The organism is Actinoplanes auranticolor (assembly GCF_018332655.1).
Taxonomy (GTDB): domain Bacteria; phylum Actinomycetota; class Actinomycetes; order Mycobacteriales; family Micromonosporaceae; genus Actinoplanes; species Actinoplanes auranticolor.
In genome coordinates this window covers 330219-345434 of record NZ_BOQL01000026.1, presented here as the reverse complement: position 1 = coordinate 345434, position 15216 = coordinate 330219, and the positions used below count along the sequence as shown (strand labels likewise).

Sequence of the window (15216 nt, the reverse complement as noted above, 5' to 3'; positions counted from 1 at the left end):
TCAGGGGCGGCGGTAGATGCTGATCGAGTGGCCGACCATGTCGATCGGTTCGCCGCTGCCGGCGATCAGTGCCCGGGTCCGGCCGGTCGCGCCGGCGACCGTGGAGTTCGAGACCACCAGCAGCCCGTGCACGTCGGCCGGCGGCACCCCGAGCGGGCTCCGGGCGTCGATGCCGTACGCGGCCGGCACCCCCGCGCCCTTGTACACCAGCCAGACCTGCTCGCCGGGATAGCGCTCGCGCAGCCGGTCGGCGAGCCGGCCCAGGTCCTGGCCCCAGTCGACGTTCGAGTCGTGCAGCCGCAGGTGGGTCTTGGCCGGCCCGCCGAACGCCTCGTTGGAGTACGGCAGGTAGTACGGGAACGTCCGCACGGAGCTGACCGCGACGAACGCCACCAGTACCGCTGCCGTGATCCGCGTCCAGCGCGGGCGCAGCGTCACCACCGCCGCGGCGGCGACGGCCAGGAAGACCGGCAGGAAGATCGCGTACCGGCTGCCGAAGTTGCGCGCGCCTGTCATGGACACGGCGAAGAGGATGGCCGGCGTCACCAGCAGGTAGAGGGCCGCGATCCGCAGCCGCGCCACGGCCAGCAGGGTCACCGCGCCGGCCAGCCACAGCACCAGCAGGCCCAGTGGCGTCTTCACGAGCATCGCCGCGGGCATGTAGTACCAGCGCGAGCCCTGGTACCGCTCACCGAACAGGAAGCCGTTGAAGGTCCGGTTCTCGAACCCGAACTGGATGCGCATGCCGTCGCGGTACGGCTCCGGCAACGGCACCAGGTTCACCAGCGTCCGCTTCAGCCCCTGCAGCTCGGGCAGTCCGATCGGCGTCAGGAAGTGCAGCGTCGGATCGATGACGAGGTAGCTCAGCCACACGACGGCGAGCGCGATCACGCCGACCCCGGCCGCCGCGGCCACCCCGCGCAGCCGTTTGACCGCCAGGAACGCCAGCAGCAGGAGCACCGGCACCGCGGGCAGCGCGCTCATCCGGGTCGCCAGGGCGGCGCCGAGGGCCAGCCCGGCCAGCGGCAGGTACAGCCCGGGACGGTCGCGGGCCCGCCAGAGCAGCCAGGTGGCGGTCAGCAGGAAACCGGCCGCCGGCACGTCGAGGGTGGCCAGCGACCCGTGCGCGATCAGGTCGGGAGAGAAGCTGTAGAGGGCCAGGGCGAGCAGCCCGCCCACCGGTCCCACCAGGTCCCGGGCGAAGGCGAACACCACCAGCCCGAACAGCAGCGTCAGGATGATCATCGGGAGCCGGGCGGCGGCCATCAGCTCGTACGGGTCGTTGCCGGCCTCGTAGAGGAGGTGCCGGCCGAGCTCGGACTGGTTGCCCCGGTAATCCGGGTCGAGCCGCGGCTCGGCGAAGACCAGCCCGGCCGCCATGATCAGCTTGCCCAGCGGCGGGTGCTCGGGATTGTACCGCAGGCTGTGCTGCTCGACGTAGGTGACGGCCGCGCCGACGTAGACCGGCTCGTCGATGGTCGGCGTCTGCTGCACCGAGGTGACCACCATGGCGGCCGCCATCTGACCGAGCATGACCACGATGAGCGCAGCGAACAGCCACCGTCGGTGACGGTGGGGCGGGGCTGCGGCAGCGGGCTGCGACTCGTCCACGTCCACGCTCATCCGCAGAACCTATCCGGGTCCGCGAACCGGACAACGGCGGGGCAGCGGCCCGGCGCCCCGGCGAACTAGGGTCCGGGCATGTCCCCTGTGGCACCGCCGGCTGGGTCCCAGGCCACCGCCGCGAGCCGGCTGATGTGCCGTCTCCTCCGGCCGCTGGTGCGCGCGACGACCTACCGGAGAGGCGCGTTCCTGCTGCTCGGTGGGGTTCTGCTGCTGCCGTACGGGCTGGTCGGGGCAGGTCTTGCGCGGCTGGCGGCCGACGGCGGCACGCCGCTCGCCGTCGTCGTCGTGCTCGGCGCCGCGACCGCCGCCATCGGGCTCACGCCGCCGTTCCTGCCCGGCACGCGGGCCTTGGAGGTCGCCGCCGCCCGCTGGCTTCTCGGCGTCGACCTGCCGGACCCGCCCGCGAGACCCGCGCCGGAGGCCCGCCTGCGCGCCGCGCTGTGGTTCGCCGTGCACCTCGGCGTGGGCGCGATCGTCGGGCTGGTGCTGTTCGTCGCCGTGCCGGTCGCCGCGACGCTGATCATGACGCACACCGGCTGGCGGGCCGCCGGGCTGGCCCTGCTGGGCGTGGCGCTGCTGCTGGCCACCGGCTACGCCACCGCCGGGCTGGGCGCACTGGCCGCCATGATGGCGCCGGTGCTGCTGGGCCCGTCGGCCGACGAGCGGGTGGCGGCGGTACGGGCCGAGGCCCGCCGGCTCGCCGAGCGCAACCGGCTGGCCCGCGAGCTGCACGACTCGGTCGGCCATGCACTGACGGTCACCGTGCTGCAGGCGGCCGCGGCCGGGGAGCTGCTGGGACGCGACCCGGCCTTCGCCCGGCGGGCGCTGACCGCCATCGAGGAGACCGGCCGCGCCGCCATGGAGGACCTGGACCAGGTCCTCGGCCTGCTCCGTGACGAGCGGCACCGGCCCGGCCGCTCGCCCGCCGGGCTCGGTCCGCCGGGAGCGCCAGGGCCGAGTCAGGCGGCCCCGTCCAGGCCCGACCTTCGGGATCTCCCCCGGCTCGCCGCGGGTGCCGGCGCGCAGCTGGTGACGACCGGCCCGGTCGACGAGGTGCCCGCGGAGCTGTCCCGGGAGGCGTACCGGGTCGTGCAGGAGTCCCTGACCAACGCGCTGCGGCACGCCGCGCCGGCGCCGGTGTCCCTGCGGGTCACCGCCCGCGGTCCTGACCTGGTCGTGGAGGTGCGCAATCCGCTGCCCGGCCGCGGGCTGGCCGGGATGCGGGAACGGGTGACCCTGCTGGGCGGCGAGCTGGTCGCCGGGCCGGACGGCGACGACTGGCGGGTACGGGCGGAGTGGCCCCGGTGAGCGCCCCCGCCGGGCCGGTTCGGGTGGCCGTGGTCGACGACGAGGAGCTCGTCCGGATCGGACTGACCGCGATCATCTCCACCGCGCCGGATCTGACCGTGGTCGGTGAGGCCGCCGACGGAGCCGCCGTCCCGCCGTTGCTGGCCCGGACCCGGCCCGACGTGGTGCTGATGGACGTGCGGATGCCGGCGATCGACGGTCTGCAGGCCACCCGGCACGCGCTCGCGACCGCCGCCCACCCGCCGCGCATCCTGATCATCACAACCTTCGAGCACGACGAGTACGTGTACGCCGCCCTGCGCGCCGGAGCGAGCGGCTTCCTGCTCAAGCGGGCCCGCCCCGCCGAGGTGCTGGCGGCGATCCGGGTGGTGGCCGCCGGGGAGTCGCTGCTGTTCCCGGCGGCGATCCGGCGCCTGGCGGCCGCGTACGGCAGCCGTACGCCCCCGGCGGACCTGACCGACCGGGAGGCCGAGGTGTTACGGCTGATGGCGCGGGGCCTGTCCAACGCGGAGATCGCCGAGCGGCTGGTGCTGGGCGTGCAGACGGTCAAGACCCATGTCGGCAACGTGCTGGCCAAGCTCGGCGCCCGCGACCGCACCCAGGCGGTGATCGCCGCGTACGAGTCGGGTTTCGTGAGTCCCTCCTGAGAGGGAGCCGGTTCCCTCCCGCGCGGGAGTCGCGTCCGGCCGCGACGGACCAGGCTGATTCATGTCGGAAGTACCCGAGACATGGAGGAAGCATGATGAAGCGCGCAGTGCTCGCCCTGACCGCGGCAGCCGCCGTCCTGATCACGTCCGGTGGCGCGGCGTCGGCGAGCCGCCCGAAGCCCACCGAGCCCAGCCTGGTCGGTTCGGCGAGGTTGTGGCGGGCCGCGGGTGACGACATCCGGTTCACCTTCGACGCCCACGGCCTCGGCCCGGACGCCCGGGGGACGTTCCGGATCAGCCACTACCTCGGCACCGAGGGGGCCTGGTTCAGCGGGCGGATCGACTGCCTGGCGGTCGGCGGCCCGGTGGCGGTGGCGACCGGCATCATCACCGCCAGCAGCCGGAAGGAGTTCATCGGCGTGCGCCGCGGCTTCACGGTGTACGACCACGGCCGGCACGACCGCGTCGGTTACAGCTGGGTGATCGATCCGGGCAGCACCGAGTCGGTGCCGCTCTGTGTGAGCGGCGCGCCGTACGAGACGGTGGAGAGCGGGGACTTCCGGACCGTCGAGTGGTTCCCGCCGGGCGTGCTGCCCTGACGGCCCGGCGGCCGGGGACCCCCACGGCCCACCGGCAGTGACTACGCTTCTGCCATGTGCCGAAACATTCGCCAGCTGCACAACTTCGAGCCGCCCGCCACGCCCGACGAGGTCCAGGCGGCCGCCCTGCAGTACGTGCGCAAGGTCGCCGGGTCGACGAATCCGTCGCAGCGCAACCAGGCCGCGTTCGACCGGGCGGTCGCCGCGGTCGCGGCGGCGACCGAGGAGCTGCTCGCCGAGCTGGTCACCACCGCGCCGCCGAAGGACCGCGAGACCGAGGCGGCCAAGGCCCGCGAACGCGCCGCCAAGCGGTACGCCTCCTGACCGCTCAGCCCAGCCGCAGCGACGCCCCGGTGAGGGTCAGGTACCACGGCGAGTCGGTGAAGCCGGGCCCGGTCTCCTCGCCTATGTAGAGGTCGACGTGCCGACTGCCGCCGAGGCCGGGGGTGAACTCGTCGGTCACCGTCCAGCGGGCCCGGCGCAGTGCCGCGCAGACCGTCCCGTCCGCCGCGGCGCCGTCGTCGGTGCGCCCGCAGCCGGCGATGCGGAAGGTCGCGCCGCGGGGCAGCACGCCGGGGTCGGCGGCGGCCGAGACGAACGGCCGTAGCGGAGCCCCGGCGGCGTCCCGGGCGGCGGTGTCGAGCCAGTAGCCGATGTCGTACGACCAGTTCAGGTACGTGCCGGCCGCCGTACGCCCGGTGCCCTCGTCCTTGACCGCCGCGACGAAGCCGGCGGGATACTCGCCCAGGTCGTCGTCGCCGTGCGCGCAGTCGAGGCCGCGGCAGCCGGTGACGGTCTCCGGATCACCGCCGTGGAAGCTCTGCACAGCGGTGTAGTAGACGGTGATCTCCCACCCGCTACTGACGGCGGCGGTCCGCGCCGGGGACGAGACCGGGGCCGGCGCGGCGGGCGCGGCGCTCACCGCGGGGCCGGGGACGGACCACTGCCCGAGGGACGGCCGGGGCAGCACCGTGGAGGGCCCCCGCGTCGCCGGTTCGCCGCAGCCTGTCAGCAGACCCAGCACCAGCATCACCGCGCAGAACCGCACGTGGAGCAGCATCGCAGCCACCGGCCCGGCCGGTCGGGCGTTTAAGAATTGACTTATATAAGCTGCGGCTGGCATAGTGGCGCGGTGCATGCCTTCGACGTCCTGGGCGACCCGGTCCGCCGCCGGATCCTGGAGCTGCTCGCCGACGGCGAGCAGCCCTCCGGCGCGGTCACCGACGTCATCCGGGCCGAGTTCGGCATCTCCCAGCCGGCCGTCTCCCAGCACCTGCGGGTGCTGCGCGACAACGGCTTCGCCACGGTACGCCCGGACGGCGCCCGCCGGCTCTACTCGGTCGACGACACGGCGCTGCGCGAGGCCGACGAATGGCTGAGCCGGTTCCGCCGGTTCTGGAAACCCCACCTGGACGCGCTGGCCACCGAGGTGGCCCGCGGCAAGCGGCAGCGGCGGCTCGCCGCCCGCGACGACGATCGGAGCGACGGATGATTGACGCGAAGCAGCAGATCAGCGCGGTACGGCGCCAGTACGGTGAGCGCACCCTGGAGGCCGGCGAGGCACGCGTGTCGACCATCAGCCAGGTCTACGACACCGGCCAGGACGACCTGTGGGACGCGGTGACCGACCCGGAACGGATCACCCGCTGGTTCCTGCCGGTCAGCGGCGAGCTCCGCGAGGGCGGCAAATACCAGTTCGAGGGCAACGCCGGCGGCACGATCTCGCGCTGCGACAAGCCGAACGGCTTCGCCGCGACCTGGGAGTACAACGACGGCGTCAGCTGGGTGGAGGTCCGCCTCGTCCCGGAGGGCGACGGACGCACCCGCTTCGAGCTGGAGCACGTCGCGCAGGTGGCCGACGAGTTCTGGGAGCAGTTCGGCCCCGGCGCAACCGGGATCGGCTGGGACGCCGGCCTGCTGGGCCTGGCCATGCACCTGGCGGATCCGGCGGCGCCCCGCGACCAGGCCGCCATCGAGGCGTGGATGGCCTCCGACGAGGGCAAGCTCTTCTACCGGCTGAGCAGCGACGGCTGGGCCGGGGCCGCCGTCGCCGACGGCACCGACCCGACCGTCGCCCGGGAACGCGCCGACCGGTGCTACGCGGCCTACACGGGCGGCTGACCGGGCCGTCAGCCCGCCGCGTTCGACCCTCGGCCGCGACGCGGGTCACCGCTGGCGGCCAGCGCCGCCACCAGGTCCTCGCGGGCCCGGGCCACCCGGGAGCGGATCGTCCCCACCGGACAGTCGCAGACCTCGGCCGCTTCCGCGTACGAGAGACCGAGCAGCTGGGTGGCCACGAAGGCCTCCCGGCGCTCGGCGCTCAACGCCCCCAGCAGGTCGCGCAGGGCCAGGTCGTCCTCGAAGCGGGGCCGGTCGGCGCCGAGCGCCGCGTCGGCCGCGCCCTGCCAGTCCTCGACCCGGGCGATCCGCGGCCGGACGACCGCGGCCCGGACGTGGTCGACGGCGACCCGGCGCGCGATGGTGTAGAGCCAGGTGCGGGCGCTGGACCGGCCGGCGAAGCCGGGCAGGCTGCGCAGCGCCCGCAGGTACGTCTCCTGGGTCAGGTCGTCGAGCTCCTCCGGGCCGGCGAGGTGCTGCAGGAAGCGCCGCAGCTGCCGCTGGGTGGCCCGGACGAACGCCGCCGCCGCGTCCCGGTCACCCCGGCCCGCGGCGAGCGCCCACCCGGTCACCTCCTCGTCGGTCACTGCCCCGCGGTGCTCTGACCCGAGCGGCGGTACGCGAGCAGCCCGAGCACCAGCGCGGCCAGCCCCAGCCCGATGCCGACGATGCCGGCCCAGGTCCCGTTGCCGTCCGGCTCGGCCGCACCGGCGGCCGAGACGGTCGGCGCCGTGCTGCTGGTGGCGGCGGCCGGCGCGTCGGCCCCCGCGGCCGCGGCGAGCTTGAGGACGGGCGCGGGACTCTCCGGCTCGGTGCCGTCGGTGGTCGGCTCGTCGATCCAGCGCACGATGTTGCCGTCCGAGTACGTCTGCAGCGCCTTGAACACCACCTGCGGCACCTGCGGCAGCGGGCCGAGCGAGACGTCGAACTCCTGGAACTGGCCCGGCTTGATCGCCGCGTCACCGGCGGCGGTCCAGGTGATCTTCGTGACCGCCTCGTCGATCTTCGTGCCGTGCGCCTCGATCGGCTTGGCCAGCTTCGACTTCACCGGCGCCATGGTCCAGCCGGCCACCGGCTTGAGCGACACCGACGCGAACGGCGTGTCGGCCGGCAGGTTGATCTCCACCTTGGTAGTGCTCGCGGTGTCGCTCTCGTTCGGCACCCGGAAGGTGACCTTGGCGTAGCCACCCTGCACCGCGGTGCTCGCATTCACCGTGACGTGCGCGGACGCGGGCGCCGCGAGGACGAGGGTGAGCGCGGTGACCATCCCGGCCACCGCGGCCGAGCGCTTCAACAGCGACATCAGAAACCTTCCGGTCGGACCCGGCCGGGGCGCCGGGCACGGTCATTGGTCGGTGACCGTCCCGGATAAGTTCCCGCGGATTCTCGCGCCCTTTCACGCCGCGCCCCCGGTCAACGGCTCCACCTACCGGCCCGCACCGCCGTCATCTCGGGAGATCCAGGCCCAGGGCCGCAGGACCAGCAGGTACGCGATGGCCACAACGTCGTAAGTGAGCGTGACCAGCACCGTCAGCAGAACCCCGAGCCAGCCGTGTCCGGCGGTAACCGGCGGCAGCAGGGCCAGAAACAGCGTCACGAGCACGGCCGGGGCCGCGGCGATGAGCCACCGGGCCCGGCGCCGGCCCGGACGGGTGAGGGCCAGCAGCGTGATCGCGACGAGCGGGATTCCCAGGCCGGCGAGCGCCCCCAGAAAGGCCAGCGGGCCGTGGATGTGGGCTGCGTAGTCCGAGCCCTGCAGAATGAGGCCGGCAATCGTCATGACGATGAGCACCACCGTGGCGATGAGCTGGAAGTTCTCGTTGCCGCGCAGCACCGCGATCAACGTCGTGAGCCGTGACGGCGGCGCAGCTGATCGGCTCCCGTTCACATCGATGTCCACGCCTGCCATCATCACAGAAAGACAGCTTCCATAAACCGTGAGTCAGATATGGCGTCACGGCGCGTCGCCGCCCTGAGCCGCCCTCAGGCGCCCGGCAGGCGGACGTCCACGCGCAGGCCCGGCGGCGGGGAGGTCCCCCGCAGCACCACCGTGCCGCGGTGCCGGCGGACCAGTTCACGGACGATGGCCAGGCCCAGGCCCGAGCCGCCCGCGTCCCGGGCCCGCGCGTCGTCGAGCCGGGTGAAGCGGTCGAAGACCCGCTCGCGGTCAGCCGCCGGGATGCCCGGGCCGTCGTCCGAGACCGAGATCAGCTGGTACGCGCCGTCCGTCCCCACCGTGAGCCGCACCGACGACGCGGCGTGCCGGACGGCGTTGTCGAGCAGGTTGCCCACCACCCGGCCGAGCGCGTCGCGTTCCCCGCGGGTGCGCAGCGGCACCGCCGGGCGTTCGTACTCCACCGCCGGGTAGCGGGCCGCTACCTCGCCCAGCAGCTGGCCCAGCTCGACGGTCTCCATCCGCCGCTCCTCGACCCGGGTGCTCCCGTCGTCGGCCCGGGCCAGCAGCAGCAGGTCGTCGACCAGCCGGCTGAGCCTGTCCACGTCGGTGAGCAGGTCGTCGGCGAGCGCCGGCCAGTCCGTGGTGTCCGGCAGCCGCTGCGCCACCTCCAGCTCGGTGCGCATGTTGGTCAGCGGGCTGCGCAGCTCGTGGGCGGCGTCCGCGACGAAGGCCCGCTGGCGTCCCCGGGCCGCGTCCAGGCGGTGCAGCATGCCGTTGAGGGTGACCGCCAGCCGGTGGATCTCGTCGTGCGAGTCGGGCACCGGCAGCCGGTCGGAGCGGGCGCCACCGGTGATCTCCTCGGCGCCGGCCCGCAACGCCTCCACCGGGCGCAGGGTCGCGCCGACCACCCGCCAGGCGACCAGCGCGAGCAGTGCCACCAGGGCCGGGAACGTGAGCAGCAGCGTGGTCCGCAGCAGGTGCAGGCCCTGGGTGAGGTCCGAGGTGGGCCGCGCGACCAGCACCCGGACCGGAGCGTCGGCCGGCCCGGCCAGCACCATGACCACCCGGACCCGACCGTCGAAGCCGATCCGGTGGCCGGGGATGAACTGGCCCTCCCGGTTCCCCAGCGCGTTCATCTCGTCCGGGTAGAGGATCGGCACCAGCCGGTCGGCGCCCGCGGACACCGCGAGGACCTTGTCCTGGGCGTTGACCACCTGCACCCGTACGCCCGGAGCAGCCGGCAGCGGATCGCTCAGCGTGTCCTCGTTCACCAGCTCGGCCACCGCCGTGGCGGTGTCGAGCGCCTCCTCGTTGGCGGTGCGCAGCAGCGCGTAGTTCATCGTCGCGACCAGCACCACGCCGCCGCCGGCCAGCCCGACGAAGAGCACCACCACCGACACCAGCAGCAGCCGCGCCCGCAGGCTCAGCCGGCGCAGCCAGGCCACGCTCAGGACCCGTCGACGGCGGCCAGCCGGTAGCCCGCGCCGCGGACCGTCTCCAGCCGCTCCCGGCCGATCTTGCGGCGCAGGTAACCGACGTAGACCTCGACCGCGTTCGCGGCGGTGTCCAGCGCGGCGTCCCAGACGTGGTCGAGCAGCTCGGTCTTGGAGACCACCTCACCGGGGCGGCGCAGCAGGTACTCCAGCAGGGCGAACTCGCGGGCGGTCAGCACCACCTCGGCCCCGGCCACGGTGACCTTGCGCTGCGCCGGGTCCAGCTCCAGGTCCCCGTGGCGCAGCACCGCCGGGCGTTCCGGGGTGCCCCGCCGCAGCAGCGCCCGCAACCGGGCCAGCAGCACCACGTACGAGAAGGGCTTGGTCAGATAGTCGTCGGCGCCGCAGTCCAGCCCGTCGGCCTGGTCGTACTCGCCGTCCTTGGCCGAGAGCATGAGCACCGGCAGCCACTTCTGCTCGGCGCGCAGCTGGCGCACCACCCGGTAGCCGGACAGCCGCGGCAGCATGACGTCGAGGATCATCGCGTCGTAGTCACCGTGGCGGGCCAGCTCCAGCCCGTCCTGACCGTCGCCGGTCACGTCCACCGCGAACCCCTCGGCCTGCAGACCACGCTGCAGGGCAGCCGCGAGCCGCGCCTCGTCCTCCACCACCAGCAACCGCACCCCACTACCTTGGCACGGGCAGGGCAACCCCTAGGGGATGTTCTCAGCGGCGTCACAGCCGGTGCGGCGCAGGATGGCTGCAGACAACGGGAGGTGCTCATCGTGAGTGTGTTCAGGTCAAGGCCCGCCCTGCGCTGGCTGGTTCCGGCAGCGGCAGCGGTCGTCGTCATCGGTGGCGGCGCCGCGGCGGGCACGATCGTCGCCAGCGCGGACCCCTCGCTGCCGGAGCGCAGCGCGGCTCAGCTGCTGGTCGACGTGCAGAACGCCAAGGTCGACGGGTTCTCGGGCACGGTCGTGCAGACGGCCGATCTGGGACTGCCGTCGCTGCCCGGCGTCACCAGTGGCGCCGGCAGCTCCGAGATCATGAATCTCGTCGCGGGCAGCAACACCGCGCGGGTCTGGTACGCCGGCGAGGACAAGGCCCGCCTCGCCCTGATGGGCACGCTCGGCGAGACCGACGTGATCCGCAACGGTTCCGACGTGTGGATGTGGCGCAGCGCCGACAGCTCAGCGACGCACTTCAAGCTGCCGGCGGACAAGGCCGGCAAGCCGGCCAAGCCGCAGGCGCTGCCGTCGGGTGTGCCGTCGACGCCGCAGGAGGCCGCCGACGCGGCGCTCGCCGCCATCGACCCGACCACGGCGGTCACCACGACCGGCGCGGCCAAGGTCGCCGGCCGGGACGCGTACGAGCTGGTGCTCAGCCCGCGCGACACCGCCTCGCTGGTGGGCCAGGTGCGCCTGGCCATCGACGCGGAGAAGCACATCCCGCTGGGCGTGGACGTCTACGCCAAGGGCGCCAACAACCCGGCCGTACGGGTGGCGTTCCAGCAGGTCAGCTTCGAGGTGCCGGACGCCGAGCAGTTCACCTTCAACCCGCCGCCGGGCACCAAGGTGACCGAGCCCAGCGAGGCCGACATCGCCGAGGAGCGCGCGAAGGCGACCACGCCGGAGGCGGAGAAGGCGCAGAAGGAAGCCGCCGAGGGCACCAAGGTCGTCGGCAAGGGCTGGACGTCGGTGCTGGTGGCCAAGATGCCCAAGGGTGACGACGCCAAGGCCGACAACGGCGCGGCCGGCGCCGCCGGGCAGCTGGACGCGATCGTCGGGACGCTGCCCAAGACGAGCGGCACCTGGGGCAGCGGGCGCCTGCTCACCAGCGCCCTGTTCAGCGCGCTGATCACCGACGACGGCCGGATCCTGGTCGGCGCGGTGGCCCCGGAGAAGCTCTATGAGGCAGCCGGCAAGTGACTGACCTCGCGGTCGCCACACAGGGGCTGACCAAGCGGTTCGGCAGCCAGGTCGCGGTGGACACCGTCGACCTGGCTGTCCCCCGCGGTTCGGTCTACGGCTTCCTCGGCCCGAACGGCTCGGGCAAGACCACCACCATCCGGATGCTGCTGGGGCTGATCGGCCCCAGCGCCGGCCGGCACGAGCTGCTCGGCGCGGAGATGCCCGACCACGCCGCCGACGTGCTCCCCCGCGTCGGCGCGCTGGTCGAGGGGCCCGGCTTCCACCCGTACCTGTCGGGGCGGGACAACCTGCGCCGGGTGGACGCGGCCGACCGCAGCGCCGAGGCCCGCACGTCGGACGCCCGGATCGCCGCGGCTCTGGACCGCGTGGGGCTGGGTGCGGCAGCCGGCAAGCGGTACCGCACCTACTCGCTCGGCATGAAGCAGCGGCTGGCCATCGCGGCCGCTCTGCTCGTGCCCCGGGAACTGCTCATCCTCGACGAACCGACCAACGGCCTGGACCCGCAGGGCACCCGCGAGGTGCGCACGCTGGTCGGGGCGCTGGCCGCGGAGGGCGCGACGGTGCTGCTCAGCACGCACCTGCTGGCCGAGGTCGAGCAGGTCTGTACGCACGTCGGCGTCATGCACCGCGGCAAGCTGGTCGCCCAGGAGCCGCTGGCGCAGCTGCGCTCCGACGCGGCGCCGCGGGCCCGGGTGCTGACCGACCAGCCGGCCCAGGCCGCCCGGGTGCTGCGCACGCTGGGCCTGACCGAGGTCGCCGAGACGGCGGCCGAGGCCACCGGGCAGCTCGGCGCGATCGCGCCGGAGAAGGTGGTGGCCGCGCTGGTGCACGACGGGGTGGCGGTACGCGGCTTCGCGGCCGAGTCGCCCAGCCTCGAGGACGTGTTCGTCTCCCTGACCGGAAGAGGCTTCGATGTCAGCGGTTGAGGTGTCCGGGGTCCCGGCGACCCCGGTACGCCGGGTCTCCACCCGGTTCCTGCGCTCCGAGCTGCGCCTGATCGCGGTCCGCCGGCGTAACCAGGTCGGCCTGGCCGCGCTGGCCGCTGTGCCGATCGTGCTGGCTGTGGCCATGAAGGTCGCCGCACCGGACACCTCGGACCGCCCCGGCGGCGGCCCGGACTTCTTCGCCCAGATCACCGGCAACGGCTTCTTCGTCGCCCTGGCCGCGCTCGGCGTCGAGCTGGGACTGTTCCTGCCGATCGCCATCGCGATGCTGGCCGGGGACGCGGTGGCCGGCGAGGCGAACCAGGGCACGCTGCGCTACCTGCTGACCGTGCCGGTCGGCCGGACCCGCCTGCTGGCCGTCAAGTACGCCGGCATCGTCGCCGGCGCGTTCCTGGCGCCGCTGGTCGTCGCGGTCTCGGGGCTGGTGATCGGGCTGATCCTCTTCGGCGGCGGGGACGTCACGCTGCTGTCGGGCACCCAGGTCGGCTTCGGCGAGGCGCTGCTGCGGCTGCTCGGCGTCTGTCTCTTCCTCGGGGTGTGCCTGTCGGCACTGGGCGCCCTGGGGCTGTTCCTGTCGACGCTCACCGAGCAGCCGATGGGTGCCACCATCGCGCTGACCATGCTGACCGTGGCGAGCTTCGTGCTGCAACAGATCCCGCAGCTGGACTGGCTGCACCCGTACCTGCTGACCCGGCACTGGCAGGATTTCGGCGAGCTGCTGCGCGATCCGGTGTCGTTCGACGCGCTGACGCCGGGACTGCTGTCGGCCGGCGCCTACATCCTGGTCTTCCTGTCGGCGGCCTGGGCCCGGTTCGCCGGCCGCGACATCACTAGCTGACATCCCTCATGGCGTACGTGACCTCCGACCCCGGCGTCTCCGTGGACGGGTTCGTGGCCGGGCCCCGGCAGAGCCTGCAGGACCCCCTCGGTGAGGGCGGGGAGCAGCTGCACCGCTGGATGTTCGAGACCCCGGACGAGAACACCGCCGAGCTGGCGGCGATCACCGCCGCCGACGCGTTCATCATGGGGCGCAACATGTTCGCTCCCGGCCGGGCGGCGCCTCGACGATCAACCAGGCCCTCGCCGCCGGGCTCATCGACGAGTTGCGCCTGCACGTCGCGCCGGTGGTGCTCGGCCGGGGTGAGCGGCTCTTCGACGGGATCCCGCCGGTGCGCCTCGAACAGCTCTCCGGCCGGCCGGCGTCGCTGGTCACCCACCTCACCTACCGGATGCTGCCGCCGGACTGAGCCAGCACCTCGTCCATCACCTCGGCGAAGCGTCGGGGCTGTTCCAGGAACGCCCGGTGACCACCGGACGGCACCACGGTCAGCCGCTTGACGGGCGCGCGCAGCGCTTCGTACCAGGGGGTGAAGAGGGTGGCGAGGCCCCGCATCTCGTGCGCGCCCTGCACGAAGTACACGGGCACCTCCAGCCGCGGCACGTCGCGGCGCAGGTCCACGCCCTGCATCCGGGGGTAGAGCGCGTTCCAGGTGTCCAGCACGGCGTTGACCGTGTGGGCCTTCTGCAGCGCGGTGTACTCGGAGGCGCCGACGCTGTGGAAGGGATCACCGGCCCCGGCGGCGTTGCCGGAGTGGTCGTAGCCGTAGACCTCGTTCGCGTAGAGCATGATCGGCTCGTACGAGTACACGTCGCGGTACGGCGGTGGCCCGAACGCGGTCAGCGTGCGGACCAGCCCTTCCCGGCCGGTGGCCCGCGCCCACGCCAGGATGTCGGCGTAGCTGATCCGGTCGCTCGCGGGCAGGTCGACGGCCTGCCCGGCGCCGACGTACGCCCGGTACAGCTCGGGCCGCCGCTGCACCGCCAGCACGCCCAGGATCGAGCCGCCGGAGTGCCCGAGCAGGTAGATCTTCTCCTGGTGGAACCGCCGGCGCAGCGCCTCGGTGACGGCGATGACGTCCGCGACCGCACTCTCCAGCGTCACCGTCGCGGTCGGGTCCAGGGCCGGATACGACGAGCCGCCGCCGCGCCGGTCCAGCGTCACCACCACGAACCGCTGCTCCAGCTCGGCGAGGTGGCGCCGGGCCGCGCCGAGCTCGGAGCCACCCGGGGCCCCGGGCACGAAGAGCAACACGGGTGCCGTCCGGTCGACGCCGCGGATCAGCGCGCCGAGCCGGTGGCCGCCCGCGTCGATCCGGGTCAGCTCGGCGATGCTCCGCTCCCCCGATATCGCCGGCGTCCGGGCCGGTACGGCCACCGTCACCGTCCCGGCCAACAGCACCGCGCTCAGCAGCCCCGTGGCCGTACGGCGCAGGTACCGCCAGCCGCGCCGGCCGCTCACCCCCGCACGCCGCCGCGCGTACCCGGCGCCGTACGCGGCGGCGAGCACCAGCGGCAGCACCGACAACAGTGCGTGCAGGCCGCGCCCGGCGACCAGCACCACGAAGCCCAGAGCGCTGGCGTGCGGCGCATCGACCGACGGCCCGTCCACGCGCAGCCGCATCAGCTCGACCGCGACGACGAACACCGCCGGCGCGATCAGCAGCGACCACCGTGACCGGCTCGACCATCCGGCCGCCAGCCCCACGACCACGCTGAGCCCGACCGACCACAGTGCCTGCGCTCCCGTCAACGGGCCGCGCGGCATCCACCACCCCGCGACGATCCCCCAGCCGGCCGCCGCACCGATCCATCCCATCAGCTTGACCATGGCCGTGAGCCTGGCTCCGGGTGCCCGCCCGCCGCATCAGCCCTC

Annotated in this window: 18 protein-coding genes; 10 read left to right on the top strand and 8 right to left on the bottom strand. The window is 73.7% G+C overall.

All coding sequences use genetic code 11. From position 1 onward, the window contains the following. Entirely contained in the window at window positions 1-1623 is a 1623-nt protein-coding gene (locus tag Aau02nite_RS17380) for an ArnT family glycosyltransferase (protein ID WP_212989457.1), read from the bottom strand. A gap of 78 nt (window positions 1624-1701) precedes the next feature. Here Aau02nite_RS17380 and Aau02nite_RS17375 point away from each other — a divergent pair, with 78 nt between their 5' ends. From Aau02nite_RS17375 to Aau02nite_RS17360, 4 genes are all read left to right on the top strand, one after another. Continuing rightward, window positions 1702-2934: a sensor histidine kinase gene (locus tag Aau02nite_RS17375; RefSeq protein ID WP_246595217.1), complete on the top strand. Its 1233-nt coding sequence runs from the start codon at window positions 1702-1704 to the stop codon at window positions 2932-2934. After that, a complete protein-coding gene (locus tag Aau02nite_RS17370; RefSeq protein ID WP_212989456.1) occupies window positions 2931-3581 on the top strand; it encodes a response regulator in 651 nt (216 codons plus the stop codon). The genes Aau02nite_RS17375 and Aau02nite_RS17370 overlap by 4 nt, the downstream gene beginning before the upstream one ends. 92 nt (window positions 3582-3673) lie before the next feature. Beyond that, window positions 3674-4180 carry a hypothetical protein gene (locus Aau02nite_RS17365; RefSeq protein WP_212989455.1) on the top strand — a complete coding sequence of 169 codons (507 nt, stop codon included), beginning with the start codon at window positions 3674-3676 and terminating at the stop codon, window positions 4178-4180. A gap of 54 nt (window positions 4181-4234) precedes the next feature. Further along, the gene (locus Aau02nite_RS17360) at window positions 4235-4504 is read left to right on the top strand and encodes a DUF2277 domain-containing protein (RefSeq protein WP_212989454.1); all 270 of its coding nucleotides are present in this window, start codon (window positions 4235-4237) and stop codon (window positions 4502-4504) included. A gap of 4 nt (window positions 4505-4508) precedes the next feature. Here Aau02nite_RS17360 and Aau02nite_RS17355 read toward each other — a convergent pair whose 3' ends face one another. Next, window positions 4509-5240 (bottom strand): RlpA-like double-psi beta-barrel domain-containing protein, encoded by a 732-nt coding sequence (locus Aau02nite_RS17355; protein WP_212989453.1) that lies wholly within the window; start codon window positions 5238-5240, stop codon window positions 4509-4511. 72 nt (window positions 5241-5312) lie between these two features. On the opposite strand from Aau02nite_RS17355, the gene Aau02nite_RS17350 reads away from it, so the two are divergent. Together Aau02nite_RS17350 and Aau02nite_RS17345 are read left to right on the top strand one after the other, a co-directional pair. Next, the gene (locus tag Aau02nite_RS17350) at window positions 5313-5672 is read left to right on the top strand and encodes an ArsR/SmtB family transcription factor (protein WP_212989452.1); all 360 of its coding nucleotides are present in this window, start codon (window positions 5313-5315) and stop codon (window positions 5670-5672) included. Continuing rightward, window positions 5669-6301 (top strand): SRPBCC family protein, encoded by a 633-nt coding sequence (locus Aau02nite_RS17345; protein ID WP_212989451.1) that lies wholly within the window; start codon window positions 5669-5671, stop codon window positions 6299-6301. Before Aau02nite_RS17350 ends, Aau02nite_RS17345 begins: the two co-directional genes overlap by 4 nt. An 8-nt stretch (window positions 6302-6309) precedes the next feature. Here Aau02nite_RS17345 and Aau02nite_RS17340 read toward each other — a convergent pair whose 3' ends face one another. From Aau02nite_RS17340 to Aau02nite_RS17320, 5 genes are all read right to left on the bottom strand, one after another. Beyond that, complete coding sequence (locus Aau02nite_RS17340; RefSeq protein ID WP_212989450.1) at window positions 6310-6885, bottom strand: sigma-70 family RNA polymerase sigma factor; 576 nt, start codon at window positions 6883-6885, stop codon at window positions 6310-6312. Next, window positions 6882-7601 carry a YcnI family copper-binding membrane protein gene (locus tag Aau02nite_RS17335; protein WP_212989449.1) on the bottom strand — a complete coding sequence of 240 codons (720 nt, stop codon included), beginning with the start codon at window positions 7599-7601 and terminating at the stop codon, window positions 6882-6884. Before Aau02nite_RS17335 ends, Aau02nite_RS17340 begins: the two co-directional genes overlap by 4 nt. Window positions 7602-7724: 123 nt before the next feature. Then, on the bottom strand, window positions 7725-8198 hold the full coding sequence (locus Aau02nite_RS17330) for a hypothetical protein (protein WP_212989448.1): 474 nt from the start codon (window positions 8196-8198) through the stop codon (window positions 7725-7727). Between the two features lie 83 nt (window positions 8199-8281). After that, window positions 8282-9640, bottom strand: coding sequence for a HAMP domain-containing sensor histidine kinase (locus Aau02nite_RS17325; protein WP_246595216.1), 1359 nt, complete (start codon window positions 9638-9640; stop codon window positions 8282-8284). A 2-nt stretch (window positions 9641-9642) separates the two neighbouring features. Then, complete coding sequence (locus Aau02nite_RS17320) at window positions 9643-10311, bottom strand: response regulator transcription factor (RefSeq protein WP_212989447.1); 669 nt, start codon at window positions 10309-10311, stop codon at window positions 9643-9645. A 102-nt stretch (window positions 10312-10413) separates the two neighbouring features. Here Aau02nite_RS17320 and Aau02nite_RS17315 point away from each other — a divergent pair, with 102 nt between their 5' ends. The 4 genes from Aau02nite_RS17315 (at window position 10414) to Aau02nite_RS46485 (ending at window position 13750) form a co-directional block, all read left to right on the top strand. Further along, window positions 10414-11556, top strand: a complete 1143-nt coding sequence (locus Aau02nite_RS17315; protein ID WP_212989446.1) for a LolA family protein — start codon at window positions 10414-10416, stop codon at window positions 11554-11556. Beyond that, window positions 11553-12485: an ABC transporter ATP-binding protein gene (locus tag Aau02nite_RS17310; protein WP_212989445.1), complete on the top strand. Its 933-nt coding sequence runs from the start codon at window positions 11553-11555 to the stop codon at window positions 12483-12485. The genes Aau02nite_RS17315 and Aau02nite_RS17310 overlap by 4 nt, the downstream gene beginning before the upstream one ends. Further along, window positions 12472-13341 (top strand): ABC transporter permease, encoded by an 870-nt coding sequence (locus Aau02nite_RS17305; RefSeq protein ID WP_212989444.1) that lies wholly within the window; start codon window positions 12472-12474, stop codon window positions 13339-13341. Before Aau02nite_RS17310 ends, Aau02nite_RS17305 begins: the two co-directional genes overlap by 14 nt. 265 nt (window positions 13342-13606) lie before the next feature. Beyond that, window positions 13607-13750 carry a dihydrofolate reductase family protein gene (locus Aau02nite_RS46485; RefSeq protein WP_246595215.1) on the top strand — a complete coding sequence of 48 codons (144 nt, stop codon included), beginning with the start codon at window positions 13607-13609 and terminating at the stop codon, window positions 13748-13750. Here Aau02nite_RS46485 and Aau02nite_RS17295 read toward each other — a convergent pair. Continuing rightward, a complete protein-coding gene (locus Aau02nite_RS17295) occupies window positions 13726-15171 on the bottom strand; it encodes an alpha/beta fold hydrolase (protein ID WP_246595214.1) in 1446 nt (481 codons plus the stop codon). The two genes, Aau02nite_RS46485 and Aau02nite_RS17295, sit on opposite strands and share 25 nt — an antisense overlap. Window positions 15172-15216 lie beyond the last annotated feature (45 nt).

Coding starts and splice junctions, on each gene's coding strand:
- Aau02nite_RS17380 (WP_212989457.1), bottom strand. CDS start 1,623: ATGAGCGTGGACGTGGACGAGTCGCAGCCCGCTGCCGCAGCCCCGCCC.
- Aau02nite_RS17375 (WP_246595217.1), top strand. CDS start 1,702: ATGTCCCCTGTGGCACCGCCGGCTGGGTCCCAGGCCACCGCCGCGAGC.
- Aau02nite_RS17365 (WP_212989455.1), top strand. CDS start 3,674: ATGATGAAGCGCGCAGTGCTCGCCCTGACCGCGGCAGCCGCCGTCCTG.
- Aau02nite_RS17360 (WP_212989454.1), top strand. CDS start 4,235: ATGTGCCGAAACATTCGCCAGCTGCACAACTTCGAGCCGCCCGCCACG.
- Aau02nite_RS17355 (WP_212989453.1), bottom strand. CDS start 5,240: ATGCTGCTCCACGTGCGGTTCTGCGCGGTGATGCTGGTGCTGGGTCTG.
- Aau02nite_RS17345 (WP_212989451.1), top strand. CDS start 5,669: ATGATTGACGCGAAGCAGCAGATCAGCGCGGTACGGCGCCAGTACGGT.
- Aau02nite_RS17335 (WP_212989449.1), bottom strand. CDS start 7,601: ATGTCGCTGTTGAAGCGCTCGGCCGCGGTGGCCGGGATGGTCACCGCG.
- Aau02nite_RS17305 (WP_212989444.1), top strand. CDS start 12,472: ATGTCAGCGGTTGAGGTGTCCGGGGTCCCGGCGACCCCGGTACGCCGG.
- Aau02nite_RS17295 (WP_246595214.1), bottom strand. CDS start 15,171: ATGGTCAAGCTGATGGGATGGATCGGTGCGGCGGCCGGCTGGGGGATC.